The 26,646-nt window shown below is 46.0% G+C and carries 29 protein-coding genes and 1 other annotated feature; of the genes, 15 read left to right on the top strand and 14 right to left on the bottom strand.

Annotated features, from left to right (window positions below; translation table 11 throughout):
- Positions 1-21: 21 nt before the first annotated feature.
- From A3C46_08540 to A3C46_08530, 3 genes are all read right to left on the bottom strand, one after another.
- Positions 22-2,016, bottom strand: a complete 1,995-nt coding sequence (locus A3C46_08540) for a transketolase (GenBank protein OGQ21426.1) — start codon at positions 2,014-2,016, stop codon at positions 22-24.
- A 149-nt stretch (positions 2,017-2,165) separates the two neighbouring features.
- Complete coding sequence (locus A3C46_08535; protein OGQ21425.1) at positions 2,166-3,686, bottom strand: hypothetical protein; 1,521 nt, start codon at positions 3,684-3,686, stop codon at positions 2,166-2,168.
- A 63-nt stretch (positions 3,687-3,749) separates the two neighbouring features.
- A complete protein-coding gene (locus tag A3C46_08530) occupies positions 3,750-4,241 on the bottom strand; it encodes a hypothetical protein (protein OGQ21424.1) in 492 nt (163 codons plus the stop codon).
- A gap of 48 nt (positions 4,242-4,289) precedes the next feature.
- Here A3C46_08530 and A3C46_08525 point away from each other — a divergent pair, with 48 nt between their 5' ends.
- Positions 4,290-4,532 (top strand): antitoxin, encoded by a 243-nt coding sequence (locus A3C46_08525; GenBank protein ID OGQ21423.1) that lies wholly within the window; start codon positions 4,290-4,292, stop codon positions 4,530-4,532.
- Entirely contained in the window at positions 4,533-4,793 is a 261-nt protein-coding gene (locus A3C46_08520; GenBank protein ID OGQ21422.1) for a toxin of toxin-antitoxin system, read from the top strand.
- Positions 4,794-4,808: 15 nt separating this feature from the next.
- Here the strand turns inward: A3C46_08520 and A3C46_08515 are convergent, their stop codons facing one another.
- The gene (locus A3C46_08515; GenBank protein ID OGQ21421.1) at positions 4,809-5,135 is read right to left on the bottom strand and encodes a 4a-hydroxytetrahydrobiopterin dehydratase; all 327 of its coding nucleotides are present in this window, start codon (positions 5,133-5,135) and stop codon (positions 4,809-4,811) included.
- Between the two features lie 97 nt (positions 5,136-5,232).
- Here A3C46_08515 and A3C46_08510 point away from each other — a divergent pair, with 97 nt between their 5' ends.
- Positions 5,233-5,697 (top strand): hypothetical protein, encoded by a 465-nt coding sequence (locus tag A3C46_08510; protein ID OGQ21420.1) that lies wholly within the window; start codon positions 5,233-5,235, stop codon positions 5,695-5,697.
- A 1-nt stretch (position 5,698) separates the two neighbouring features.
- On the opposite strand, the gene A3C46_08505 is transcribed toward A3C46_08510, so the two are convergent.
- From A3C46_08505 to A3C46_08460, 10 genes are all read right to left on the bottom strand, one after another.
- Entirely contained in the window at positions 5,699-6,241 is a 543-nt protein-coding gene (locus A3C46_08505) for a hypothetical protein (protein ID OGQ21419.1), read from the bottom strand.
- The gene (locus tag A3C46_08500; GenBank protein ID OGQ21418.1) at positions 6,234-6,422 is read right to left on the bottom strand and encodes a hypothetical protein; all 189 of its coding nucleotides are present in this window, start codon (positions 6,420-6,422) and stop codon (positions 6,234-6,236) included. The genes A3C46_08505 and A3C46_08500 overlap by 8 nt, the downstream gene beginning before the upstream one ends.
- Before the next feature lie 143 nt (positions 6,423-6,565).
- Positions 6,566-8,596 (bottom strand): hypothetical protein, encoded by a 2,031-nt coding sequence (locus A3C46_08495; protein ID OGQ21417.1) that lies wholly within the window; start codon positions 8,594-8,596, stop codon positions 6,566-6,568.
- A gap of 54 nt (positions 8,597-8,650) precedes the next feature.
- Positions 8,651-8,950, bottom strand: a complete 300-nt coding sequence (locus A3C46_08490; GenBank protein OGQ21416.1) for a hypothetical protein — start codon at positions 8,948-8,950, stop codon at positions 8,651-8,653.
- 68 nt (positions 8,951-9,018) lie between these two features.
- On the bottom strand, positions 9,019-10,281 hold the full coding sequence (locus tag A3C46_08485; GenBank protein OGQ21415.1) for a hypothetical protein: 1,263 nt from the start codon (positions 10,279-10,281) through the stop codon (positions 9,019-9,021).
- Positions 10,269-10,949 (bottom strand): hypothetical protein, encoded by a 681-nt coding sequence (locus tag A3C46_08480; GenBank protein OGQ21414.1) that lies wholly within the window; start codon positions 10,947-10,949, stop codon positions 10,269-10,271. The genes A3C46_08485 and A3C46_08480 overlap by 13 nt, the downstream gene beginning before the upstream one ends.
- Entirely contained in the window at positions 10,946-11,761 is an 816-nt protein-coding gene (locus A3C46_08475) for a hypothetical protein (protein OGQ21413.1), read from the bottom strand. The genes A3C46_08480 and A3C46_08475 overlap by 4 nt, the downstream gene beginning before the upstream one ends.
- A 9-nt stretch (positions 11,762-11,770) precedes the next feature.
- Positions 11,771-12,898, bottom strand: coding sequence for a dehydrogenase (locus A3C46_08470; GenBank protein ID OGQ21412.1), 1,128 nt, complete (start codon positions 12,896-12,898; stop codon positions 11,771-11,773).
- Positions 12,899-12,903: 5 nt separating this feature from the next.
- On the bottom strand, positions 12,904-16,374 hold the full coding sequence (locus A3C46_08465) for a molybdopterin oxidoreductase (GenBank protein ID OGQ21411.1): 3,471 nt from the start codon (positions 16,372-16,374) through the stop codon (positions 12,904-12,906).
- Positions 16,374-16,727 carry a hypothetical protein gene (locus tag A3C46_08460; GenBank protein ID OGQ21410.1) on the bottom strand — a complete coding sequence of 118 codons (354 nt, stop codon included), beginning with the start codon at positions 16,725-16,727 and terminating at the stop codon, positions 16,374-16,376. Before A3C46_08460 ends, A3C46_08465 begins: the two co-directional genes overlap by 1 nt.
- 114 nt (positions 16,728-16,841) lie before the next feature.
- Positions 16,842-16,985: a binding site (molybdenum cofactor riboswitch), on the top strand.
- On the opposite strand from A3C46_08460, the gene A3C46_08455 reads away from it, so the two are divergent.
- The 12 genes from A3C46_08455 (at position 16,976) to A3C46_08400 (ending at position 26,639) form a co-directional block, all read left to right on the top strand.
- The gene (locus tag A3C46_08455) at positions 16,976-17,959 is read left to right on the top strand and encodes a cyclic pyranopterin phosphate synthase MoaA (GenBank protein ID OGQ21409.1); all 984 of its coding nucleotides are present in this window, start codon (positions 16,976-16,978) and stop codon (positions 17,957-17,959) included. (Overlaps the previous feature by 10 nt.)
- 2 nt (positions 17,960-17,961) lie before the next feature.
- On the top strand, positions 17,962-18,873 hold the full coding sequence (locus A3C46_08450; GenBank protein ID OGQ21408.1) for a bifunctional molybdenum cofactor biosynthesis protein MoaC/MoaB: 912 nt from the start codon (positions 17,962-17,964) through the stop codon (positions 18,871-18,873).
- Between the two features lie 2 nt (positions 18,874-18,875).
- Complete coding sequence (locus A3C46_08445) at positions 18,876-19,631, top strand: hypothetical protein (GenBank protein OGQ21475.1); 756 nt, start codon at positions 18,876-18,878, stop codon at positions 19,629-19,631.
- Positions 19,628-20,857, top strand: coding sequence for a hypothetical protein (locus A3C46_08440; protein ID OGQ21407.1), 1,230 nt, complete (start codon positions 19,628-19,630; stop codon positions 20,855-20,857). Before A3C46_08445 ends, A3C46_08440 begins: the two co-directional genes overlap by 4 nt.
- Positions 20,847-21,092 carry a hypothetical protein gene (locus A3C46_08435; GenBank protein ID OGQ21406.1) on the top strand — a complete coding sequence of 82 codons (246 nt, stop codon included), beginning with the start codon at positions 20,847-20,849 and terminating at the stop codon, positions 21,090-21,092. The genes A3C46_08440 and A3C46_08435 overlap by 11 nt, the downstream gene beginning before the upstream one ends.
- 1 nt (position 21,093) lies before the next feature.
- Positions 21,094-21,483 carry a hypothetical protein gene (locus A3C46_08430; GenBank protein ID OGQ21405.1) on the top strand — a complete coding sequence of 130 codons (390 nt, stop codon included), beginning with the start codon at positions 21,094-21,096 and terminating at the stop codon, positions 21,481-21,483.
- Positions 21,470-22,066: a hypothetical protein gene (locus A3C46_08425; protein ID OGQ21404.1), complete on the top strand. Its 597-nt coding sequence runs from the start codon at positions 21,470-21,472 to the stop codon at positions 22,064-22,066. The genes A3C46_08430 and A3C46_08425 overlap by 14 nt, the downstream gene beginning before the upstream one ends.
- Positions 22,042-23,220 carry a hypothetical protein gene (locus A3C46_08420; protein OGQ21403.1) on the top strand — a complete coding sequence of 393 codons (1,179 nt, stop codon included), beginning with the start codon at positions 22,042-22,044 and terminating at the stop codon, positions 23,218-23,220. The genes A3C46_08425 and A3C46_08420 overlap by 25 nt, the downstream gene beginning before the upstream one ends.
- Positions 23,217-24,632 carry a nitrite reductase, copper-containing gene (locus tag A3C46_08415; protein OGQ21474.1) on the top strand — a complete coding sequence of 472 codons (1,416 nt, stop codon included), beginning with the start codon at positions 23,217-23,219 and terminating at the stop codon, positions 24,630-24,632. The genes A3C46_08420 and A3C46_08415 overlap by 4 nt, the downstream gene beginning before the upstream one ends.
- 154 nt (positions 24,633-24,786) lie before the next feature.
- On the top strand, positions 24,787-25,554 hold the full coding sequence (locus tag A3C46_08410) for a hypothetical protein (GenBank protein ID OGQ21402.1): 768 nt from the start codon (positions 24,787-24,789) through the stop codon (positions 25,552-25,554).
- A gap of 109 nt (positions 25,555-25,663) precedes the next feature.
- On the top strand, positions 25,664-26,230 hold the full coding sequence (locus tag A3C46_08405) for a hypothetical protein (protein OGQ21473.1): 567 nt from the start codon (positions 25,664-25,666) through the stop codon (positions 26,228-26,230).
- A gap of 10 nt (positions 26,231-26,240) precedes the next feature.
- Complete coding sequence (locus A3C46_08400; protein ID OGQ21401.1) at positions 26,241-26,639, top strand: hypothetical protein; 399 nt, start codon at positions 26,241-26,243, stop codon at positions 26,637-26,639.
- The last annotated feature ends 7 nt before the right edge of the window (positions 26,640-26,646 follow it).

Genomic DNA, 26,646 nt, shown 5'->3' with positions numbered 1-26,646 from the left:
TAAATAGTGGAGGTATTATCTTCAGGAAAAAGACGAACTCAAGAGCTTTTTTGCACGGGTGACAATATTGCTAACTGTAAATCCAAATTGCTCGAAAAGAATATTGGCGGGAGCGCTTGCTCCAAAGTGATCAAGGCCAATGGAATCACCTCGTTCACCAACAACTTTTTCCCATCCAAAGGTTGTCCCTGCTTCAATGGAGAGACGAAGCGGCACATGATCTGGGAAAATCTCTTGTTGATAAAACTCTGATTGCTGAAAGAAAAGTTCCCACGACGGCATGCTGACGAGACGAACTCCAATGCCATCTTGCTCTAATTGTAAAAAAGCTTCGTGCGCAAGTGATACTTCAGAACCTGTGGCAACAAGAATGAGCGTAAGCTCTTTTCCTTTTGTTTCTGCAACGACATAGGCTCCTTTTTCCACATTCTCTGCTGAAGTCGTTGAAAGATGCTGCACTCCCTGGCGCGTCAGCACAAGCGCCACCGGTCCCTTTCGATACATCGTCATATACTTCCAAGCGCCAAGCGTCTCTGCTGCATCAGCGGGGCGAATAACCGTCATGTTGGGAATCATCCTCAACGACATAAGATGCTCGATTGGCTGATGGGTAGGCCCATCTTCTCCGAGACCAATGGAATCGTGCGTAAAAATATAGCGTGTCGGAATATTCATCAGAGCGGCAAGCCGAATGGAGGGACGCATATAGTCAGTAAAAACAAGAAATGTCGCCGCATACGGAAGAAGTCCACCATGCAGTGCGATTCCATTCACGATAGCTGCCATTCCATGTTCGCGAATGCCAAAATGAAGATTGCGTCCTTCACGTGACTGCGATGAAAAATCTTTTTCCTCTTTGACGAACGTTAAATTAGAAACGGCAAGATCAGCCGAACCTCCAATGAGTTCAGGAAAAATTTTCGCAGCGTGTTGAAGAAGGGAATGCGACACACTTCGTGTCGCTGGATTTTTTGTCGTATCGATTTGAGGCCATTCTTTTTCTGCATTCGCCGGAAGCTTCCCTTGCATCACACGTTCACATTCAGCAGCAAGTTCAGGATATTCATTTCGATACCGATCAAAAAGAGCTTTCCACTTCTCTTCTTTTCTCATTCCTTCAGCAGCAACTTTTTCGTAAAAACTTTTCACTTCTTCTGGAACAACAAACGTCTCATCTGGCCAACCGTACGCTTGCTTTGTGAGTTTTACCTCTTCTTCTCCAAGCGCTGCGCCATGCGCCGCAGATGTATCCTGTTTGTTAGGACTGCCATAGGCAATGTGAGATCGAACAATAATCAGCGAGGGCTTCGCCCCTTCTTCTTTTGCACTCTGAAGAGCTCTCTCTAATTTGCCCAAATCATTCGCATCATCCGCATGTTCCACATGCCATCCGTATGCTTCAAATCGTTTCCCCACATTTTCTCCAAAGGCAAGATCCGTGGAACCATCGATCGTAATTTTATTGTCATCATAAAAGGCAATCAGTCTTCCGAGTTTGAGGAAACCCGCAAGTGAGGCCGCTTCAGAAGCCACTCCCTCCATGAGATCGCCGTCACTGCAGAGAACATAGGTTTCGTGATCAACGATACGAAAATCTTTTCGATTAAACTTTGCAGCCAAATGCGCTTCTGCAATCGCCATCCCGACTGCATTTCCAAACCCTTGTCCAAGAGGTCCGGTGGTTGTTTCTACACCAGGAGTATGGCCATATTCAGGATGGCCTGGAGTTTTACTTTTCCACTGGCGAAAATTTTTGATCTCTTCCAATGGAAGATCAAAACCCGCGAGATGAAGCTGCGCATAGAGCAACATTGATGCATGCCCGCAGGAAAGAACAAAGCGATCGCGATTATACCAATGGGGATTTTCAGGATTAAAACGAAGAAAACGGCTCCAGAGAAGATGCGACAGAGGTGCGAGCGCCATTGGTGTTCCTGGATGGCCCGAGTTCGCCTTTTGGACAGCGTCCATCGAAAGGGTGCGTATTGTATTTATTGCTAATTGATCAACATTCATCGTGAAAGCCCTTCAGTAGAGTTCATTTCAAAACTGATGAGATACGGGTGACGCTGGAGGTTGTTCTGGAGGGTTCCCGTGTTATGCGGGAGACCAGAACACCGCAAGCGGCAGGACCCGTTACAAAGAGTAATGTTTTGAAATGAACTCTACAAAGAGATGTCATAAATCTCACCGTACTTCTTTTTGATGTAATCAACAAAATATTGCGATGACAACGGCTTCCCCGTCACACGCTTCACCAGTTCACTTGCACTATAACGACGCCCGTGCGTGTGAATGTTTTTACGAAGCCATTCGCGCAAAGGTTGAAACTTTCCTTTGCGTATCTGATCTTCAATATCTGGAAGATCCTTCTGAATTTTTGTCCAAAATTGTGCAGCATACAGATTCCCAAGCGTATAGGTTGGGAAATATCCAAAAGCTCCCCAGGACCAGTGCGTATCTTGAAGAACCCCAAGAGCATCATTGTGAGGAATAATACCTAAATATTTTTTCATCTTTTCATTCCAGAGCGCTGGCAAATCTTTCACCTTTATCTTTCCTTCAAATAATCCTCGTTCAAGTTCATAACGAAGCACAATGTGGAGATTGTACGTCACTTCATCGGAATCAACACGAATGAAACTCGGCTGTACTGAATTGACAGCTTTATAATAATCACGCGCCTTCACATATTGAAGTTGCTGCGGGAAAAGTTTTTTCAATTTCGGAAACAGAAACGAAGTGAAAGCCCAACTGCTCCCAACTAAATGTTCCCATGTGCGGGATTGCGATTCGTGAATACCAAGCGAGATAGGATCAGCAAGGGGGGTTCCAAAATGCTGAATATCGAGCTGCTGTTGATAGATCGCATGTCCCCCTTCGTGCATGACCGTCGATATCGACTGTGGGAAGTTTATTTCAGAATACCGTGTCGTCATACGAACATCATCAGGATGTGCTCCGCTGCAAAATGGATGGACAGCTCGATCAAGACGAGTCCCATCTGATGTCAGTCCAATTCGCTCCATAATCATGCGACTGACAGCTTCCTGCTGTGGAATAGGATAACGTTTATGTAGAAATGAAGTCTTCGCTTTTATCGTGGAATGACAAATAGCTTCGAGAAAAGAAAGAGTGTGACGACGAACATCATCCAAAATCGGATCGAGCTCATCCACTGTCATGTATGGTTCGAATCCATCGAGAAGAGCATTATAACGTGAGCCAGTGTATCCAATAGCTTCTGCTCTTTCTGTCGAGAGTTTGATAATTTTAGAGAGCCATGGAGCAAAGAGAGAAAAATCTTTTTTCTGCCGCGCTTCAATCCAAACATCGTGTGCACGAGATGTCGTACGTGAAATTTCAGTGGCTAATGCTTTTGGAATTTTTACTATTTTTTCATAGTCGCGCAACCATTCGCGCACGTTGGCACGCTCTCCACTTGAAAGTGTATTCGTCGCTGCATTTAAAGTCTGAAGCGTTTCTCCAATCTCTGGCGCGGTGGCGCGTTCATGAAGAAGAGCTGTCATGACCGCCATTTGTTCGGCACGATTGGCAGCCCCTTTTTTGGGCATCATGGTTTCACGATCCCAGCCGAGAAGTTGTTGTGTGTCACCAAGGATCGCAATGGTCCGCATCTGCTCATAGCATTGGCGATAAAGTTTTTTGATTTTTGGGTCGTTCATAAGAAGAGTTCTTTAAAGATGTTGTGGGGAATTGCAAGTACTTCTCTTCAAGAAATGAAAAGATTACAGATCGATATGAAAGGCAAAGCCGGTAAGAGCTTGAGTGTTACTCACCATAGTATTTGGACCGTGATTAAAAACTTCGTGACTGAGAGCAATTTCACCAGAAAGAATGTCGTGAAATATATCAAAGCCAACTCGCCCCGCGAAAGAGAGGGCATGTCCTGTATCTCTTTCATTGGCTCCACCGCCAACGCCCAACCAGAAAGCAAGATAGCCAAATGAAAAGGGTTGAATTCGAAGACCCGCAAGAAACTGAACGGCCATTCCACCTTTATCTGCCTCGGTCCATACCGTCCCCTGCGCTCCGAGCTCGACGACTACAGGATCCTTCTGAGACTGAAGCGGACGAAATGTGACTCGGAGCGTTTCTGCAAAAGCTTTGCCCCGAAAACCTGCAAGGAATGCGGTATCAATATTGAGTAATCCCATACATCCTCCATAAGGATTATCGGATGAAGATGAAAAAGGTTGCCTATCATCAAAAATCCTCATTGACATGACGTACGTAATAACGTACGATCTCTTCCGAGAGGAGATTTTATGGGTAGCAGAACAGCCAGCCAAGCGAGAAGTGATCTCTATCGTCTCCTTGACGACGTTGCAGAATCGCACGAGCCCGTACTCATCACGGGAAAGAGAAATAATGGCGTGTTGGTTTCAGAGGAAGATTGGAAATCGATTCAGGAAACGCTTTATCTGACTTCTATGCCTCAAATGCGAGAATCGATCAAAAAGGGGCTCGCAACTCCTCTCAGCAAATGTTCGCGAAAGTTGAAATGGTAGATGTGGAAACTGGTCTATACAAAACAGTCTCAAAAAGACGCTCTCAAAATCAAATACGCCGTGCTTAAATCACAAGCAGAAAAACTTCTTCAACTACTGGAAAAAAATCCATTTCAAACTCCGCCACCGTACGAAAAACTTCTTGGTGATTTAACCGGTGCTTACTCCCGTCGCATCAATATTCAATATCGACTTGTCTATCAGGTTTACAAAGAAGAAAAAATTATCAAAATCATCAGAATGTGGACACATTACGAATAAGCAGAAGAAGACTGGTCAAAGCTGATCAATCTTGGCTGCCAGAATAAAATCGTTTTCAGTTAAACCATCAATTTTATGCGTCCAGATGTGAATTTTCACTTTTCCCCATGACAGAAAAACATCGGGATGATGACCTTGCTCTTCTGCAAGAGCACCAATCTTATTAGTAAAGGCGAGTGCCTCTTTAAAATTCTTGAAAGAAAACTCTTTTTCAAGATGATGATCTTCAACAATGTTCCAGTTATTTCCCAGATCGCACTGAAGTAGCCGAAGGGCTTCGCCCTTGAGAGGAGCCACGCCTCCTTTACAGGAGATACAGTTTTTTTCGGCAAGGGAAACCATAAATGCACCGTATCGTGAGGAAACTTTTCTTTGCAATCTGCAATTTAAAACACTAAAAACCGAGAAACCTTTTTGAGGCCGTGCCGATAGAAGAAGTATGACGAATCCTTCGTCGATCTCGACGGTTCGTGTCCCCTTTGATCTGGCCGACTGGTCTGTGTACCTCTCCTCGTTTGAACTTCTCGGATTACCCTCCTTCTTGATCGATGTTGGAACACTCTTTGGAAGCGGTTGCGAAGGGAAAGACACTCTCTCTCCTGATGATTACATCACTCTTCGAATCCATGGCGATCGTTTTGAATTTGATATTGATGATGATGGCACCTTTGATTATGCGTGGGATGCGCAGCGAGGACTGCGCATGTTAGTATCGTCAAATGCTGCTGCTGCAATGTTCAATTCATTTTTTCCCATTCCGATTCTCATGACAAATGACGCGGAAAATATTTTTCCTCATCGTTATCGTGAAGTCATTCAATGCGCTGAAAAATTGTATGGAATACGTTTACCATCTCAAGCACAGACTTCTTCTGCAGAAGAACAAGGTATTCCTCAAATATAATTTACAGTTTTGGTTTTTTTCTCCGCGCTTTCAGAAAAGCGATGTCTTGAGCATCAAAGGGAGAATTGCGATCTAACTTTGCAATTTCTTTTAATCTCAGGAGATCTTTTTCAGATGCCACATAAAAGATATATGATTGAACTTTTATCTTTTGAGCACGTTTTGCCAGTTCAGACGCAGCCAGAGGAAAATCGAAGAGGAGATCGATGCGAAGTCCTGTCGTGGGATTGAAAAAATAAATACTTGAAGGTTTATCCATACGAAGCCGAAGTACGGCAACTCGACGATTCTCAATCGTTGCTGTAATCTCTCCATTTTTGTCTACTCGAGCCGCTAATTCCAATCCGTTTTGATAAAAAATATCGACCAGTGCTTGAAGACGATCTTCTGGGTTGGAAATCAAAAAATCAAAATCGCGTGTCACACGTCGAGATCCAAGAAGAGCTAGAGCCATTCCGCCAACGAGAATCGGCCTGAATCCCACATCTTCAAGTTTATCGAGAATAATTCCTACATCCTCAAGATAATTTGATGCATCAGACATAAATTCCAGGAAGACGTCCCTTAAAATTTTTGAGACGTTTTATTTTGCGATTACGTGCTCCCAACACCTGTATGGTTTCGAGATAACGAAAGTTTTCCCTCACATGCCTTGCTGCTTGAAGTGACTTAGCCCGAGATTTCCCACCAAGAGAAGCTATTTTCCTTTTCTCCTCTCCAGACAAGCTCTTGGCACGAGCCCTCCCTCCTCGACGACCTAAAATTTTAGCAAGTTGACGTGTATTCATGAACCTATATTACTTAGCGCTAAGCAAAGAAGCAACTTTATTTTTAGAGTCAGCAATCGCTGAATACCAATAACTGACAGTCAGTTATTGGTAAGCTTCCTTGCCTCTTCGAGATCAGTAGTTGGTTTTTTGCAAACATTTCCTTCACAAATATAAAATGCTGTTTTGCCATCGAGCATGGGACGAGCCTTTGTAAGCTCAACTCCTTCTCCTAACGCTACCACTTTGTTCGGAAGAAAATGGGTGCGAAGGTAACGAAGAAAATCTTTGGTGGAAGAGCTCTCTTTCTCTCCCACAATCGCGATTGCTTTGGGTCGAGCCAAGAAAAAATCGAGCGCAATAAAAGCTGATTCAAAACCTCGCAAATGACGGATCATCACCTCACCCAGCGCTTGAAGCATCTGCTCCGCTTTTTCTCGATAGTTTTCTTTGAAGGTCAAAGCATAAAGACGTTGAAGATTGAGAATACTGATCGAATTTGCCGATGGCATTGCACCATCGTGCAGATCTTTTTTACGAACAATTAAATCTGTTGCGCGTGGATCAGCAGAGAAGAAAACTTTTTCTTCTTCATCCCAAAAGGCTTCCGCCTCTTTTTGTAAAAGAAGTGCCCACTCAATCCATTGAGCATTAAAATCAGATTCGTAGAGATCAATGAGTCCGGAAATAAGATACGCATAGTCTTCGAGTGTCGCGCTAAATTTTGCTTCTCCATCACGATAACGACGTCGTAGGGGCGACTGGCAGTCGCCCGGGCGAGCACCGCTCGCCCCTACATATAATGTATTCCTTAGAAACAAAGCGGCCTGCTGCGCTGCTTTCAAATATCGCTCATCTTCCAACACCTGATACCCTTTTGCCATTGCTGAAATCATGAGGCCATTCCAGCTCGTTAGAATTTTATCGTCTTTGGAAGGATGAATACGTTTTTTACGAACGGCAAAAAGTTTTTGATGTGCACTCTGGAGAAAGGGATCCTGTTTGATCGACCAATTGACATCCTTCGACATGCTCAGGATGTTCGTGTGATGTTCAAAATTTCCTTGTTCTGTAATCTCATAAACTTTTTCCACCAAACGAAACTCTTCGGGAGAAAGAATATTTTTGAGTTCTTGTTTTGTCCAGACATAAAACTTCCCCTCTTCTCCCTCACTATCCGCATCTTCTGCAGAAAAGAAGCCTCCCTGCGAAGAGGTCATGTCGCGCAAAATATAATCCAGCGTTTCACGCGCAACAGAAGCGTACATTTCATTTTTCGTGAGTTGATATGCTTCAAGATAGGAAACAACGAGAAGTGCATTGTCATACAGCATTTTTTCAAAATGCGGAACAAGCCACTGATCATCAGTGGAATAACGATGGAATCCTCCACCGAGATGATCGTACATTCCACCATACGCCATTTTTTTGAGTGTCGTCTCTACCATCTGAAGAGGGGCTTCGCCCTTTCCTGGAGAGCGATCAATTCGCAAGAGAAGTGACAACGCCATGCTTTGAGGAAACTTTGGAGCCCTTCCAAAACCGCCATGATTAGCATCAAAAGACTGTTCATATTGTTTGAGAAGATGCGCAAAAATTTTTTCGTTGGGAATATTTCCGTTTTTCGACGTTAATTTTTGTTGAAAATGCGCAAGCATACTTTCTGCTGATGCACGAATACGTGGCTCGTCGCCTTTCCATACTTCATGAAGAGCCTGCAGGAGCTGGAGGAATTGTGTTTTCCAATAAAAGGTCCCGCCATAAAAAGGTTTCAAATCGGGAGTAAGAAAGACTGAAAGCGGCCATCCTCCATGTCCGAGCATTCCGACGACTGCATCCATATAGATCTGATCAACATCAGGACGCTCTTCCCGATCGACTTTGATGCTGACAAAATATCGATTCAAAACATCGGCAACTTCTTTGGTCTCAAACGAATCCTTCTCCATCACATGACACCAGTGACACGTAGAATATCCGATGCTCAAAAAAATCGGTCTGTTTTCGCGTCGTGATGTTTCAAACGCTTCATCGCCCCAAGGATACCAATCGACCGGATTGTCTTTGTGTTGAAGAAGATAGGGACTTTTTTCATGGGCGAGACGATTCATGAGAGCATAAAAAACCGGCATTGATCAGTTGTCAACCAATGCCGGCATTTCATGCGATGATATCCGTAAAAATACTTAATTCGTTGGTGCTGGAGTTTCGGATTGCATGTGTGAACGTGGACAGAAATCGCCAGCGCTCCCTTTTCCACATTGCGAAACGCAACGGTAGGCAAGACAAGCAAGGGAAAGAAACGCAACAATGACGATAAACCAGCCCATAAACTTTCCGCACTTTTTGCACGATGCATTTTCCTGACAATTGGCTTTTGCGCAAACACACATTCCTCCTGCAAGCGCCATCAGCAGTAACGCAACTGCAATATAAGCACCGTATCCAAAACCAAACCCACCACACCCTGCGAGTAATCCGATCATGCTTCCTCCTTTGAAGTTTCATCTCTTTTATCTTATTTGAAGACAGAGGGCAACACTTCAAAATATTTTTAGAAGCGCGCCGTTGTTTGAAGAGAGAAAAAATGGGCAGTCTTCCCAAGGCCGGTATCACTGAAAAACTGTTCGGTTTTAAAAAGAGAGTACCCAACCAAAAAATCGGCATATTCATTCCACGCATATTTCGCTAAAAAATCAATTTCGTGGCCAACAAATCGGGAAGCATTTGCATTTCCGGCCCGAAGCTGCGCGCCGCTTGCCTGATAGAGACCGTCGGCCGGTTCCATCAGGAAAAAAAGATGGTAATCGAGCAAGAGCTGAAGCGACGCAAGTGGTTTGATCCCAAATGAAAGACGAGGATTGTGGATATTACGCCAGCCAACAAGATCCACATAGCCATATTTATTGTGATTCGTCGGAAAAAGATTGTTGAAGGTTTTGACTTTCCCGTTTGCAGGATCGTCATCGCCAGAGGCAATATTGTATTCGACACCAACACGTGGTTTCACTCGAACATCAAAAGTATAACCACCGTGAAGATGGCCGGCATAGGCAAATACTGAACTATTTCCCGATGTCCCCACTTGAAATGCATGTTGTAAGGCATAATCCCACGACGAAACATGCCCAAAAAAATGGGTTCCAAGCGTGTAAAGCGTCAATGCTCCCCCGCCGAGACCTCCATCATTGTCGCGAAGTAAAAGCGCAAACGTTTCCGCTGAAAGCGCGTCGTGCAAATCGATATGACCATAGACTCCACCAAAATATTGATTGCCTCCAGCACGCTGAATCCAGCTTGCAAACGTATCGATCCAGTATTTTTTCCATTGGAGCCGCATCTTGATCGCATCGAAAGAGCGGCCGACATTAGACCAGTCAAAATTTCCGATCAGGCGCTCATCACCATACAAAAGTTCTTGTCGGCCAAGTCGAAACAAAAGAGGAGTCTCTTTGATGTTGAGATCAACGTATGCTTGATGCAAATCAAGATCATCAATGGCGGTCCCATTTGCGACCGTTGACTCTTCCTGAGCAAAAGTTCGTGAAAATTGCGGTTGCAGAAATAATTGCACGGCATCGACCGGCTTTGCGCGGAGACTCATCCGGGCGCGGAGTAACACAAAAGCATCGTCATCGACACTTGCACGACTCGGCACAAAGGAAGCAAAATTGATCTGGTTTTCATTGCGCAAGCGAAGCTCGCCCCCCACAAAGAGTTTTTCTTCTTTCACTTCAACTTCAGCAAAAAGAAATGGTGAGGCAAAAAAAACTGCACAAAAAAGCTGCGCGAAAAAAAATCGTTTTACAAATGACATTGAACACTTTCCTCATCTTCAAACGACAAAAGTTTTAGGGGCAAAGGATGTGGTGAAAGATCATAGAATTTCATTTCGCATTCAAACCATACTTTTAAAAGTTTTGCAGATGTTTGATAAAACATATGCGTGGTCGACGCCAAGAGACGATCAGCAAAAAGAAATCCCCAGCGTCCGAGATGATCCATCAGAAAACGCATCGTTGCAACCTTGGTAATGTCAGCAGCGTCATCATCACGACCCTCAAGAGCGCTTATTCTTTTGAGCGCCATGAAACTCATATACCCAAGCTCCATGCGTATGGAATCGGGAGGTCCCTGCTGCTCTACAGTCTCGAGAGAAAAAGCGCGATAGAATGCGGTGATATCTCCAAGAATTGGTCCTCGTTCCGCGAGATGATAACTCCCTTCGCACGGCGGACAAAGCACCTGATTGACAAAGAGCCGGTTGTATTCAGCTTCTACAGTTGCAGATTCTGCTTTTGCTGCACGTTGAAGGTCCTGTAAACATTGAGCAATGTCTGGCTGATGGACCTCGTGTCCGATATCATCAAGAAGAGTCTCAATCGTCTCGAACTGTTGCTTGGATGGCGCATCAAAGGCAAGCGCAAGGAGTCGATAAAGATCAGATGCAAGATACAAGTGATAGATATCTTTTTGGTGGTTCATTTTTTCCCCTCGAGTGTAAGAGCAATCCATGGAGCATAGTTTTTACGTCCTCCCCGATCATCATGTGATCCATCCCAAACAGCAAACCCGAGTGATGTCGGAATTCCGCTTTTAAGTATCGGATCCTGTTTGTCACCCGTTTTCAATTTGCGAACAAAAACAACATGCCAGGCGCCATCTTTCCACACGCCTCGCCCAAGGGCATTTTGTTTTTTCTGTGTTGTTAATGTTCCAAAACCTTCGGCAAGAAGTTCTTCGACCGGCACTTTTCTCTTCTGCAGCGCAACGGGATTCTTTGCGTCAATAGCAACAGATTTTCCAAATCGATCGGTATCGGTCCATGTGTTGGGGTAGAGATCCTTGACCTCTTGATATCCCTTTTCAATGTCTTCTTGCCAAAGAGCTTTCCAGTGTAAAATTGCCACCTGTTGATTTTTATTTCCCATAAACGGCGAGGTTTTTTCAACACTCTTGAGCGGCAGTTGCACAGCGCAGGCATCAGAAGAAAGATCGGTTTCAAGGTGAACATCGCGCGTCGCATCCTTCCACTCAAGCCTCACCGCAAACCATGTGTCATTGTGCACTGTTTTCACGTGAGCATGCATCACACTTCCTGTCATCATTCCCGGGGTTGCAATATTCTGCGGGAAAAGCATCACCTTTGTTTCGTGGACATCGCTCCAAACCTGCGAAAGAGGATCAGAAGTTTGAAAAAATTGATCATCTTGTTCAACATAAACCGAACGAATTTCTTCCGCATGCGCCGACATGAGAGTAAAAAAAGAGACAACCAGAAACCCCAACCACTTCATACGAACCTCCTATGGCGTGTTATGGCGGTAAACATTATGTTGAGGATCAAAGAGATCGCGCTCAAAAAAAGGTTCCGTCAATGGAACCCGAACCACCTCTTCGCCCTGTTCATTATAACCAATGGCCTCATGATCATTTGCATCGTATTTGGTAATAATTTTTGGCGTGTTCCCAAAAAGAAGAAATGCCGCGAGAAGTTTTTTATCGGTTTTCACATGTCGATAGGTAGCAATCGCATCATCCACAAAGGGACCAAACATCTGGAGAAGAAACTCCCTCGGCACATTGACCGGCGGAATGTAATACACATTTGGTTCCAGTCCATATTGTGGATAAAGAGGGAGTGCCACTTTTTTGATTCTCACGATATAATCGAGCGGGTTGTCTTCACGCTCTTCACCTGGCTTTGAAAGCCATCCTTGAATGCGAATCTTGCCGATGCAGGTTTGCACGCATCGCGGTTGTTCTCCTTTTTCCAGGAGCGGATAACAGCCAATGCATTTTTCCGATGTGCGCGTGATCATATTAAAAAAAGTTTTCTTGTAAGGACACGCTTTCACACATTCTTTATATCCACGACACCTCACCTGATCGATCAGCACGACACCGTCTTCCTCGCGTTTGTAAATCGCCTTGCGTGGACAAGCCGCAAGGCACGCGGGATAGGTACAATGATTGCAAATGCGTGCGAGATAAAACATCCAGGCCTGATGCATGCCTGAAAAAAAAGTCCCTTTGTTCAACGTACCGGAAATTTCATCTTCGCCTAAATTCGGATGCGCATAGTCTTCATGCTCCGGCAAATAACCTTTCACCCGTTCTCCCGGAGGAGCATCTTCAAAAACGGTTTTTCCTTTATAGGTTTTCCCTTCCCACTCCTGACCACCGAGTTCATCCAGAAGTTTCACATCCCATGCGGTGGGATAACCGCCATAAGGTTTTGTTTCGACATTATTCCAAAACATGTTCTCCTGTCCTTTTCCTGATGTCCACGTCGTCTTGCACGCAACCGTACAGGTTTGGCAGGCGATGCATTTGTTCGTGTCAAACACATACGCAAGCTGCCGCTTTGGCCGTGCCTCAGCGTAAGGATAAGCCATACTTCGTCCGAGCTGCCAGTTGTTCACGTCTGCCATAATGGTTATCCTTTCACCTTAATGTTTCTTCCCTTGATATAGTTTTTCATCCGCTTGTCCTCGTATGATGGGCGAATGCCAAGCGTGAGCGGTCGCCACGGCTCTCCATGCATACCCCCGGCTTCAGCTTTGGTGATTTTCACAAAAGCCTCGCGAGGCGCGCCTGTGGGACAATGCACATCGGGCGCAAATCCTTTTCCAATTTTTTGTCCGATGAGATCCTTGCGTACGAGAGAGTCGGTCATCCATGTCGGTTTGATCCAGCCTCGTGTGCAACTTTGTTGCGACCCTGTGCGGAAAAGAGCTTGATACCCGGTATCCGGATTTTTCGCGAGACCATCTTCGCGCGTTTGTGCGCCACGCACACTGCCATAGGTCGCGCCATACATGTTGTGCCACATGCGCGTCACACCGCGGGGTGTCCCCGGATAATATCTGGCGCGGCAGAGCAAGCGCGATATCTCATAGGCCTTATCACTCTTCTTCCACCCGCGATAAGGTCGATCATGTGGATCGGCATCAATATGAACATAATCACCATCTTCAATCCCGAGCATTTTCGCATCGTGAGGGTTGATATCGACATAAGCTTCGCTCACAAAAGGCATGCGTTTGTCTTCGCGATGCATGTCGCCATACGGACCAAACCAGACCGCGATGATATCAGTATCAACTGGAGTGGTGTGCGCGCCGTGTCGATATTTGGGAGTATGAAAGATAAAACTGTAACCATCTTTTTGAAGAGGATGCTGCGTCGTCGCAACTTCACTCCATGGTTTCACCACATGCCGCGCTTGACGAGCATCGGCTTCAAGGCGAGACGAGGAGACACCATAATCTTCGGGGCGTTTTGGACGAATAGCTTCATGTGGTTTTGCCACAATCACATTTGGTTCATAGAACGTTGAGTCAATTGGTTCGCGATGAACTGGAATATTTTCACCTGAATGAATAAATTCTTGTTCGGGTCGATAGAATTCAAGCCGCCCGGTCTTTGTATAATAAGGTTTGTCTTCGTTTGCCTGTTCCCACGCTCCCACTTTCGGATAGGTGCGTGACATGAGGAGTGCGGGAATCCCCTGCTTTGCTTTTTCATGAAGCTCATGAATGTTATACCCTTTTGTCGCATTACTGAAATCGAGAATACGCTGAAGATAGATTTCTGTTTTTCCTTCATGCACAAAACGCCAATAATCACGATAACGTCTGTCATCCATGATATCCGCAAAGGCATTTGCAATGCCGGCGGCCACTTCAATATCTCCGCGTGTATTATAAATGCGTTTCAGCGGCGTTGCAGGATAGACATAAAGAAACGGATTCGTGACCGAAATCGTCATGTCAGGTTGTTTGAATTCCGCCCAACTGTCGACCGGAAAAACAATGTCGGCGTATTCACACGACGCCGTCCACCACCATTCATTCACCCCAACAAATTCGACGCGAGGCAAAATGTTAACGACGGTGTCATAATGACCCTTGGCATTTCCAATGAGCGAGTTGCTGTTTGAGACGAGAATCGATTTTGTCGGAGTCGGCATATGCGACGTTCCCGTCAAAATTTCTTTTCCCATGCGAAGAATCGTATCGCCATGATTAAAGTAATGGACAGACTCATTCGTGAAATAGCCTTTCACTTTCGCCGGATCATTCTGGTTCAACGTGACGTTGAATGGATCTTCCTGAATAAACTGACCAAGACCACTGAAGAACGCTGCACGATAATTCCCCGCATAGCTTCCAATATTGCCACCGGCTTTCCCGATATTTTCGGTAAGCGCTGCCAGAAAAAATGTTGCACGATCTTTGAGGTCGCTATTAAAAAACTGATTCGGCCCCATGCCCAAAGCGAAAAGAGTTTTTCCACGATGTTGCGCCAACTCCTTTGCAAGCGCATACAACGCTTCAACCGGAGCCCAGGTGATTTCAGAAACCGTTTTCGGATCGAAGTTAGCGTCAACATATTCTGTGAGAAGATCAAAGACTGGTCGTACAAAAATATTCTTTCCATCAGCGAGTGTCACCTGATATCGCCCCCGGAGCGTCGCTGTGATCCCCTTGTTTCGATAACGCGAGCCATAATCGTTACGCGAAAGCACAACCGGTTTTTTCGTTCTCTCATCCCACACCACAGCATCACCCCATGTTTCGCGGTCTTCATCGGTAATAAGAGGTTCCTTTTGAAGCGGCGGAAGTGGAGGTTTTTCTCCTTTTTTGAGTGTCGTTGCATAATTATCGAGAGGACTATTCGTGTATTCCTTCCACACCTCGGTTGCCTTGAGCATTTCAAGGGTATCCATACGAACAAGACAGGGAAGATCCGTATGTTCGCGAAGATATTCAGGGTTGTACGCCTTCTGCTTGAGAAGAAGATGACAGAGTCCAAACGCAAGCGCGGGGGTCGTCCCCGGACGAACGACAACGACCATATCGGCTTTTGATGATGTGGCGCTATACTCCGCAGCAATCACAATAACCTTTGCCCCCTTCATCCGCGCTTCCGTCAACCAGTGCGCATCGGGCATCTTTGTGGTAATCCAGTTCATCCCCCAACAAACAATCACATGTGCCTGTTCGGCATTGACCAGGTCCCACTCGACGGTTTGTTGTCCTGTCACCATCGGATGGCCTGGAGGAAGATCGGTGTGCCAACTGTAGTTATCCCAGCCACGTCCACCAACAGCTTCGTCCGGAGAGACCCCGCGAATCTTTGCATCAAGAAGCGCCATCATGTTGGCAAGTCGATACTGGGCAAAAAGTCGTGTGGCGCCAAGCGCTGCCATTCCACCACGAAATTTGAGCACTTGCGTTCCAATGCCTTTCGTCGCCTCCACCATCGCAGGATCATAACCTTGAGCGAGAAGATACTGCTTCCCTTTTTCTCCCTGATACGTTTCAGCAATATTGCGAAGCGTTCGCGCAGAAAGATCAAACGCTTTCTCCCAGGAAACTTTCACCCAATCATCCAATCCACGATTGAGATATTTTTTTGGGACGGCGCCTGTTGCCGGATCGCGTTCAAAATCCGAGGTCACCCAATCGAGAAAACCTTTTCGCACCATCGGTTCTTTACACCGGCGATCTCCATAAAAACGCCGAATAAGAGCAAGCCCCTTTTGACAGCAGCGTGGATCCCATCGATGCGATGACCGATTGCCATAGATATCGGTTGCCTTGCCGTATCCGAAAGATGGGCCAATGCGGGTCGCAACACCGTTTTTCACATAGGTTGTCAGCAAACAGTTGTGCGTATCATTTGGCGCGCAGAGAAAATGAAATGTGGAATCAGAGCGAAAAAGATCCCGATACTGCTCTTCCCAATCGCGATTGGGGTAACCCGAAAGAGGATTGTCGTGATCAAACGGAATCAGAAAGGTGAACATTTCCGAAACAGAAGTTGCGCTTGCAAGTGAAAATCCCGCTCCCGTGGTAAGCGCCAGTTTCAGAAAACTGCGTCGCGAGATATCGCGTAGCATTATTGACCACCTTTCCCGAGAACGCGAAGATAGGCGATGATATTTGCAATATCCTGGTCAGTGAGACCTGCGCCCCAAGGTGGCATCAAAGGCGAGAGATTATTGGCTGCTCCCCCTTCTTTAATCACTTTCGCAAGTTGCGCATCAGTTTTCCCTTTGCTGTCGGAAAAATTGCGCGGTTTAGGAGTGAGCGCCACAGCAGCCGGACCATCTCCTTTGCCCGACGCTCCGTGACAACTGACACAAAGTTGCTGATATTTTATTTTTCCCGCATTGGCATCCGCTGCCGCAAACGCAGACGATGACATCATAATCACGACTGGCATCCACATCAAAAAAAGTTTCTTCCTCATAATGTTCCTCCTTAATATGAAAAGTTTTTTGACATGTTCCTTGAAGAGAAAACCTGACTTCAATCATGTTTGTATCTGATTTTTCGCATGGCTTCCTGCACCAACTCTCTCTACGTTCGTTTTGTTCTCGAGCGCTCTCTTCCTGAAAAAATTTCTGTGAAGAAAACGCCTCTGGGTGAAACTGGAAACGGTTTTACCTCCCGAACCTTCAGGAAGAAACGTGAAGGGGAATTGGAAAGGGAATACAGATGACCCATGCACTGATCGACACTTTTGGGCGAAGGCTCGATTATCTTCGCATCTCGGTGACTGATCGTTGTAATTTTCGATGCATCTACTGTATGCCGCCCGAAGGCATAGAGACGATTCCAAAAGAGGGCATTCTTTCCTTTGAAGAAATCGTCCGCGTCGCGAAAATTTTTATGGAGATGGGAGGAAAACGGATTCGCTTGACCGGCGGCGAACCTCTCCTGCGGAAAAATATTGTCGAACTTGTTCACTCACTCTCCCTTCTCGCACCACGCCCAACGCTTGCCCTGACCACCAATGGTTCGCTTCTTCCCGAACTTGCCGCTCCCCTCAAAGAAGCAGGACTTGATCGCATCAATATCAGCTTTGACAGCATGAACCCGTGTCGCTTTCGCGAACTTACGTTCAGTGACTCCTACGAACAAACATACAAGGGAATCGAAGCGGCATGTGAAGCGAAACTCTTCACAAAACTCAATGTCGTTGTTCTTCAAGGGATGAGTGAACATGAAATGGTCAGCTTTGCCACATTGGCCATCGAACGCTCTCTTGAAGTCCGCTTTATCGAATTTATGCCTCTGTGCGGAACAGGGTGGCATCCGGAATGGATGCTTCCACTTCAGACAGTCAAGGAAGTTATTCGCAAACGCTATCACCTGACGCCGATTGCACGCGGTTCAGAAGTTGCTGAATCCTATGCTCTTGATGGAAGTTCCGGGCGCGTCGGGTTTATCGCCTCCATGACGGAACCCTTTTGTAAACGTTGTTCACGACTGCGACTGACGGCTGATGGAAAACTTCGTCCTTGTCTCTTTTCATACGAAGAAGTCGATCTGCGCCCTCTTCTTCGGTGCGGCGGTTCGGATGAACATCTCAAAAATGCGTTTCGTTGCGCGACACGCAAGAAGCCCGAAGGACATGGAAGTAATCCTGTCACCGTAAGAGGAGTTACGATGCCACGCATTCGAGCTCTCGGAGGATAACCATGTATTCAACATCACATAAAATTTCAACGCTTCGACGAGCAAAAGCTCAGGCTGTGGTGAACATGTCTCCCGCCATGGTGCAACTTCTTCGCAGCAAAAAGACGCCAAAGGGAGATGCTTTGGAAGTTGCTCGCACCGCGGGACTCATCGCCGCAAAACGGACAAGTGAACTCATTCCCCATTGTCATCCGATTCCGATTGATCAGATTACCATTGATTTCGATCTTCATGACTCCGGAGAGGTGACCGTTTTCACAACGGTCACCACACTGTGGAAAACCGGAGTTGAAATGGAAGCTCTCGTTGGCGCGCAGATCGCAGCAGCAACTCTTTTCGATATGCTCAAACCGGTCAGTTCCGAGATGGAAATAACAAACATCAGGGTGCTTGAAAAAGAGGGAGGCAAAACGAGTTTTCATGAAGACCTCCCCGAAAATTTCAAAGCCGCAGTGATCGTCACCTCGGACGGAACGGCAGCCGGGCACCGTCAAGACACTTCAGGACAAATCATCAAAGAACGGTTGGAAACCTATATAGGTGAACGTTGCGAATATATAATCCTTCCCGATGAAAAAAAGCTCATCAAGGAAGCGCTTTGCAAACTTGCAGAGCAAGGTTGTCATCTGGTGATGACAACCGGAGGAACCGGGCTTGGACCGCGCGATGTCACGGTTGAAGCAACCAAAGAGGTGATCGATCGTGAAATTCCCGGCATCATGGAAGCAGCTCGCGCCTTTGGACAGGAACGAACACCCTACGCCATGCTTTCGCGCGGTGTTGCCGGTCTCAAAGGAAAGACGATCATCATCAATCTTCCCGGCTCATCCCGTGGCACAGAAGAATCCATGAGCGCTCTCTTTCCGGCAATTTTGCACAGCTATAAAATGATGGCGGGAGGAGGACATCCGTGACTCTGACGCTTCTCCCTTTTTTCTTTCTCGTCACCGCTCTTCTCTATGCCATTGCAGGGTTCGGAGGAGGATCAACCTATCTTGCTCTTCTTGTCCTTACAGACATTCCCTTTCAGATAATTCCGATCATCGCCCTGATCTGTAATCTTGCCGTCGTCAGCACAAACCTCTGCTATTTCGTGTGGAAGAAGGAGTCCTTCTTCCTCCGAACATTGCCTTTTATTATCACCTCGATTCCATGCGCCTATCTTGGAGGACGTATCGTGGTCGATAAATCTCTTTTTCTCGTTCTCCTCAGTTTTTCTCTTCTTGCCGCTGGAACGCGCCTCTTGTTGACGGGAAGAGAAATTTTCGCGCCTCGAACACTTCTGACAAAACAACTTTGGTTGATCGGTCTTGGGATCGGCGCATGCCTTGGTTTTCTCTCTGGCATTGTCGGTATTGGGGGCGGCATCTTTCTCTCCCCCCTTCTTTACTTTCTTTCCTGGGGAACTCCTCGTAGAATTGCAGCACACGCAAGTTTCTTCATCTTCGTGAATTCCCTGTCCGGGTTATGGGGACAATATTCGAAATTATTTCCCCCGAACATGGAAGAAATCTCGCCAATCTTCATCACCACACTTCTTCTCGCCGTTTCCTTCGGAGGATATCTCGGAAACCATTTTCGTCATATTCATCTTTCACTTCGACATCTTCAACATGTCACCGCAATGCTCATTCTCGTTGCCGCAGGAAAAATCTTGTGGAGATTCATATGATGACACCTGCACAGGCACATGAACTTTTGTCGCGTCATTTTCGACGTGGCCAAATAGTGTCAGCGCCGCTTCAGCAGGCGGCATTTCGAGTCCTTGCCCAGGATCTTGTTTCTCCCTGCGACCTCCCACGCTTCACTTCATCGGCCATGGATGGATACGCCATTCATACCGCTGATATCAGCACGCTTCCCGGAAAACTCAAAGTTGTCGGAACCATTGCGGCAGGAGAAGCATCGAGTCTTTCGTTTTGTCCGGGAGAGACGATCCGCATCATGACAGGAGCAATGCTTCCGGAGAGTGCCGCAGCTGTCATTCCACAAGAAGAAGTCAGGCGTCTTGATCTCCGAACCATCGCTATCGAACAAACGGTGTGCAAGGGTGAAAATCTTCGGTTTCAGGGGGAAGAAGTCAAAACGGGAACAGTTGTGATGCAACAAGGAAAGCAGCTTCTTCCAGGCGTTCTTGCACATCTTGCATCGTTGGGGATTTTTACCGTTCCCGTTTACACTCCTCCACGCATATTGATTATTCCGACCGGAAATGAACTGGTGCAAGAAAAGAAATCCTTACCACCAGGGAAAATTTTTGAAAGCAGTTCATTCGCGCTTTGTGCGGCGCTTCAGGAGTTCAACGTCAATGTGCAGGTGTTAGCGCCTGCCGCTGATGATCGGGAGAAAATGCGCAACATTTTGGAAGAGGCGCTTCCTCGCCATGATATTCTTCTCATCACCGGTGGCGTTTCTGACGGCGCTTATGATGTGGTGAAAGAAGCGGCGCAAGCCTGCGGTGTTGAAACCGTTTTTTGGAAAGTAGCGCAAAAACCGGGGAAACCGCTCTACGTTGGAAAAAAAAACCGGACGATCCTCTTTGGTTTTCCTGGAAATCCGGCTGCAAGTCTTCTTTGCCTCTATGAATACGTTCGTCCTTATATTCGATATTTTCTCGGGTTCAAAAATCTTTTTCTTCACGAAGAAAAAGCATGGCTTACTCGTTCACTGCAAAATACATCTGACCGTACTCTTTTCTTGAGAGCTCATGCACAAAAAAAATCAGAAACATTATGGGTCACTCCTCTCCCTTCGCAAGCATCTCACATGATGCATTCATTCATCGACGCCAATTGTCTGATCACGCTTCCACCAGGGACTTCTCTCTTCAAGGCAGAGGAAGAAATTCCCATTCGCTGGCTCCCCCTGACATCACGAGGAGAAATCTATGCAGATTGAAATCAGGACGTTCGCTCATCTCAAGGAACGACTCTCTTTTGAACAGAAAACGGTTGATGTTCCCGAAGGAACGCACGCAGGAGAGCTCTTCTCAAAGCTGACAAACGATCAGCATGTCATCGACTACCTGACGCGCTACACGCGATGCGCCGTCAATTGCCATTTTGTTCCCCTGAATACAATATTGCACGACGGAGATACGGTAGCGCTTATTCCACCGACCGCGGGGGGCTGATATGATACGTATCACAAAAGAGCCAATCTCGCTCGAGGAGACAACAAAGCAACTTGCTCTGGATAAAAGTTGTGGCGCGTTTCTCTGGTTTGCGGGTGTTGTGCGCAATCATCATCTTGGTCGGCAAGTCGCGAATATCGACTACGAATGCTACGAAGAAATGGCGGTTCAGGAACTTCAACGCATTCACATCGAGGCAAAAAAACAGTGGCCCATTCACGAGGTTATTCTCATTCATCGCATTGGAAACGTCGATGCGGGAGAGACAAGTCTCATCGTGGGAGTCAACTCTCCTCATCGTCATGAATGTTTTGAAGCCATGCACTACATCATTGATGAACTTAAAAAAAGAGTTCCCATTTGGAAAAAAGAATACCATGCGTCACACTAAAAAAATTTCTGTCATTCTTGCTGGCGGCGCTAACACACGCTTTGGGAGTCATAAGGCTTTTGCATGTTATCAAGGTCGCCCTCTCATCGACCACCTGATGGAAACATTGCACCAAACAGGTTTTCTTCTTTTTCTTTCAGGACAAAAAAACATTCTGAAAAAATTCAATCTTCCCATCATCGAAGACGATGAAGCCCAGCAAGGGCCATTGCGCGCCATGCGAACGATATGGAAAGCGCTCCCTTACGAGAAAGCCGTCATCGTTGCATGTGACATGCCATTTCTCACACCACCACTCGCAGATCATCTCTGGAATGTGGGCTCTCAACATGACATCGTTCTCCTTAAAGGGGTGAATGGCCCCTCACCTCTTCCAGGTGTTTATGCAAAATCTCTGATACCAGCGATTGAAAAAACTCTTCGCGAGGGAGACGAGAGTCTTCTTGCACTTCTTCGCGCTAGTGACTCGCCATCTCTTATTCCGAGAGATGAATGGTATCGTTATGATCCCCAATATCGCTCACTTCTCAATATCAACACAAGAGAGGATCTTCAACAATGTTCAAAAACCGTCATCACCTAGAAACACTGGCGCCTTATCAAATTTTCTTTCCACTTGGCATGCTGCTCGGACTCATTGGAACAAGCGTCTGGATTGCATTCGCCTTTGGAAAATTTTCTTATCCGGGATCCATTCACGCTGAAATCATGATGCAAGGTTTTTTCTTTGTGATTGCCACTGGTTTCCTGGTAACCGCGGTTCCCAAATTTTCATCCACATCCTCCGCAACGACAAAAGAAAAGATTTTTTTTCTTATCACCACAACCCTGATAATTATCGCCTCGCTTCAGCCCATACGCATTCCATTCCATATCATAAGTTTTCTTCACATTCTCGCCCTCACACTCTTTCTGCTTCGTCGCGTGCAAAAAGCATCCATGAAAATCCCTTCAAGTTTCGTTTTTGTCGGAGGAGGAATGGTTTCTGCACTTCTTGGAACAGCACTTATTCTTTCCAACGATTTCCTCATCATGCCTGCGACATTGCTCCGTTTTGCACAGCTTCTTCTCTGGTATGGAGTTTTTCTAAATTTTGCCTTGGGAATTGGAAGTCGGCTTATTCCCTACATCACCGGTTGCAATTGCATATCACCAAACACGCCACATGCAGGATCTCCCTTTGCACCAACCTCTCAAGATGCGCGAGAAAGAAAAATCTTTTTTCTTTTTTCTCTTGTTCTCTTTCTCAGTTTTGTTCTCGAAGCTTATGGAATTGTTCTCTTTGCAACCACCATCAGAAGCGTCATCATTACTCTCTATCTTCTTTTGTGGTGGCAACTTGGTCGCATCCCTGTTTCAAAAACATATGTGAGCCTTGCACTCTGGATCGCCAGTTGGTGCATGATCGCGGGAACTTGGCTCATGACTTTCTTTCCTTCCTACCGGATACATGCCGCTCATCTTCTTTTTGTTGGCTCGCTTTCCATCATGATCTTTGCCATCGCAACACGTGTCGTCCTGTCTCACGGCAATCATGGTTTAAAACAGGAACGACATTCATATACGCTCGTTTTCACGTTCTTTCTCTTGATAATCGCTCTTGCGACCCGCCTCACAGCGCCGTGGACTCAACATTATTTTCAACATCTTGCATACGCGGCGAGTGTGTGGATTATAGGAGTACTTGTATGGCAAAAAGAATTTTTAAAAAAAATCTTTCAAAAGGGGAATCTATGAAAAAAATTTTCTGCTTTTCCACTGTCTGCTTTCTTCTTGTCACCGGCTGCTCTTCCCAAAAAAATTCAGAGCAAACAACGTCTCAAGGAGAGGAAGCAGTTCTTACCGCACCTCCCATGGTCCCTCCTCCCATCACTCGAAAACAGAGTGCCAAGGTAATGGTCAAACTTGAAGTCAAAGAACAGATTGGGAAAATTGCGGAAGGAGTTGATTATACTTTTTGGACTTTTGGAGGAACTGTTCCCGGAAGTTTCATTCGCGTGCGTGAAGGAGATTTTGTTGAATTCCATCTTCGCAATCATCCTGACAACAAAATGCCTCACAATATCGATTTGCATGCCGTGACAGGACCAGGCGGTGGAGCAACTTCATCATTTACACCTCCTGGCCATGAAACAGTTTTCTCATTTCAAGTTCTTAATCCCGGATTGTACGTCTACCACTGCGCCACAGCGCCAGTTGGAATGCATATCGCAAACGGTATGTATGGCTTGATTCTTGTTGAACCAAAAGAAGGACTCCCCAAGGTCGATCGTGAATACTATGTCATGCAAGGGGATTTTTATACCAAAGGTCGACACGGCGAAGGGGGACTGCAACCTTTTGATATGGCAAAAGCCATTGATGAACATCCGGAATATGTCATTTTTAATGGATCCGTCGGATCTCTTGTCGGAGACAAGGGGCTTACCGCAAACGTTGGTGAAACAGTTCGTCTCTATGTTGGCAATGGTGGACCAAATCTTATCTCATCATTTCACGTCATCGGCGAAATTTTTGACAATGTTTCCATCGAAGGGGGAGACACACTCAACCACAATGTGCAAACAACGCTTATTCCCGCAGGCGGCTCAGCGATTGTCGAATTTAAAGTAGAAGTTCCCGGAAATTTCATTCTTGTCGATCATTCCATTTTTCGCGCCTTCAACAAAGGAGCTATCGGTTGGCTCAAAGTCACAGGCAATGAGAACAAAACCATCTATTCGGGAAAAGAAGAAGAGCAGGTCTATCTTGCTGAAGGGGGGGCGATCCAAACAATTCCTGATGAAAAACCAGCGCCACCACCAGTTGCACTCACCAAAGCAGAACGCATCAAGGCAGGAGAAATTGGGTTTAAACAAAACTGTGCTTCATGCCACCAACCCGAAGGGCAGGGAATTCCAGGAGCCTTTCCACCCCTTGCCGCTTCAAGTTATCTTAACGGAAATGTCGCCCAAGCGATTCGCGCCATTGCCAATGGATTGCAGGGAGAGATTATCGTGAACGGTGTCACCTATAACAGTGTCATGCCCAAACTGAATCTTACAGATGAAGACATTGCGAATATTGTAACGTATGTTCTCAACACCTGGAAAAACAAGGGAGGAGTGGTCACCCCCGATGACGTACGAAAGGCACGAGATAGGAAATAATATAAAAAACGCCTCTCGGAGGCGACCTCTCACTACGCAAAAAATCCTCACACGCCGGATTTTTTGCTGCGCTTCAGCCTGCCGTTTATTGAGGCTTCGTTTCCGGCGTCTGAAGACGCCGCTCAAGGCTCGCCTCCTGCGGCCGTTTTTTATAATGTATTTTATTCCAATTCTCTTCTTATTACCTTCACTATATGCATCTGAGAACGATATGGTTGTCATCAACGGTGGACGCTACATTCCACTGTATACAAAAAATCAAAAACAGGTTACTGTGCGATCGTTCATGATCGATCCCTATCCTGTCACCAATAAACAATTTCTTTTTTTCGTAGAAAAAAATCCAAAGTGGCAACGATCACATCGGAAATCTCTCTTTGCCGACGTCAATTATCTGAAACATTGGAATGGTCATCTCGCACTTGAAGCTGTTATCGAAAATGTTCCGGTGACAAATGTAAGTTGGTTTGCGGCTAAAGCTTATTGTGAGGCGTCGGGAAAACGTCTTCCGACCGTGGATGAATGGGAATTTGTGGCACAAGCAAGTGGAACAGAAAAAGTGGGAACAAAAGATCCAAATTTTTATCAATACATTCTTGAGTGGTATAGCAAACCAACACCACAAACCTTGAGCCCGATTGGTTCTGGTTTTCATAACGTCTATGATGTCCATGATCTCCACGGCCTTATCTGGGAATGGACCCTCGATTTTAATTCAGCGCTCATCACGGGAGAGTCGCGTGGAGATACCGGACTCAACCGGGATTTCTTTTGTGGATCGGGAGCTGTCGGGACCGGAGACCCGAAAAACTACGCAGCATTTATGCGCGCAGCATTCCGGGCAAGTTTAAAAGCAAACTACACGATTTCAAATCTCGGTTTTCGCTGTGCAAAAGACCAAGGAACTCATGAACAACACTGATTTCAAAACAATTCTGGTTTCGGGTCCTGCCGCCTGCGGTGTTCCGGCCCTCCGCTTAACGCGGAGACCTCCCGGAACAACCTCCGACGTCACCCGTATCCCACCTGTTTTGAAATCAGTGTTGTTCACTTTTTTTGTTCTTTCTCTTTCATGTACCACTCATGCTCCAATTTCAACATCCCCTGAAGAAAGTAATCACTCCGTTTACCTTCTGGAATCGACCTGGACCAATCAGCGCGGAGATAAAATAAACTTAAACTCTTTTAGGGGAAAACCGGTCGTGCTTGCGATGGCCTATACCAGTTGCGAATATTCCTGCCCTCGCATTGTAGGAGATATGAAACGCATTGAAGCTGCAGTTCGTGAGAAAAATGTCGCTTTTGTCATTGTCTCGTTTGATCCCAAAAGAGATACCCCTGCAAAACTACAAACATACACAAAAGAGCAAGGCCTTGATGAAAAGAGATGGAATCTCCTTCATGGAAACGAACCTGACATTCGGGAACTTGCAGCAGTGCTTGGTGTTCAATATAAACAGATTGATGAAAAGAATTTCGCTCATTCAAATGTGATTTCTCTTCTGGATGCTCAAGGAGAAATTGTGTATCAACAAAATGGTCTTGGCAACGATCCGACCGAAATCATTCGTGCCATACGTGAACTGAGAAAACCTTAAGGAGTTCCTGATGAAAAAACATATCATACTTATCATTGTCGCATTGTGTTTCACCACAGTCGCTTTTGCGAACCAACATCTTTCCAACATCGATGATGAAGAACACGCAGCGCTCGTAGAACAAATGAATAAAATGGCATCAGAATGGATCACGCTTGAACTTTTAGTTTCGCCCGACGAAAAAATTGATACCAAAGCTGTTCGTGATTCACTGACCTCGATGAAACGCATTGCACAACGCATAAAACGAATAAGCAATAATCCAGCATTTGAAGGACAACTGTCAAAACTGATTGATCAGATGGGCGAGATGAAAAAACATACGCGATCAGAAGATGGAAAACTCCTTAACCGTGATCTCGAGCAGATGACGAATACCTGTTTTCGTTGTCACGATTCCCAGCTTTAAGGATTTA

It is taken from the genome of Deltaproteobacteria bacterium RIFCSPHIGHO2_02_FULL_44_16 (assembly GCA_001798185.1).
Classification (GTDB): Bacteria; UBA10199; UBA10199; order 2-02-FULL-44-16; family 2-02-FULL-44-16; genus 2-02-FULL-44-16.
The sequence above is the reverse complement of the archived record's forward strand: the minus strand, read 5'-3'. Positions and strand labels throughout refer to the sequence as shown.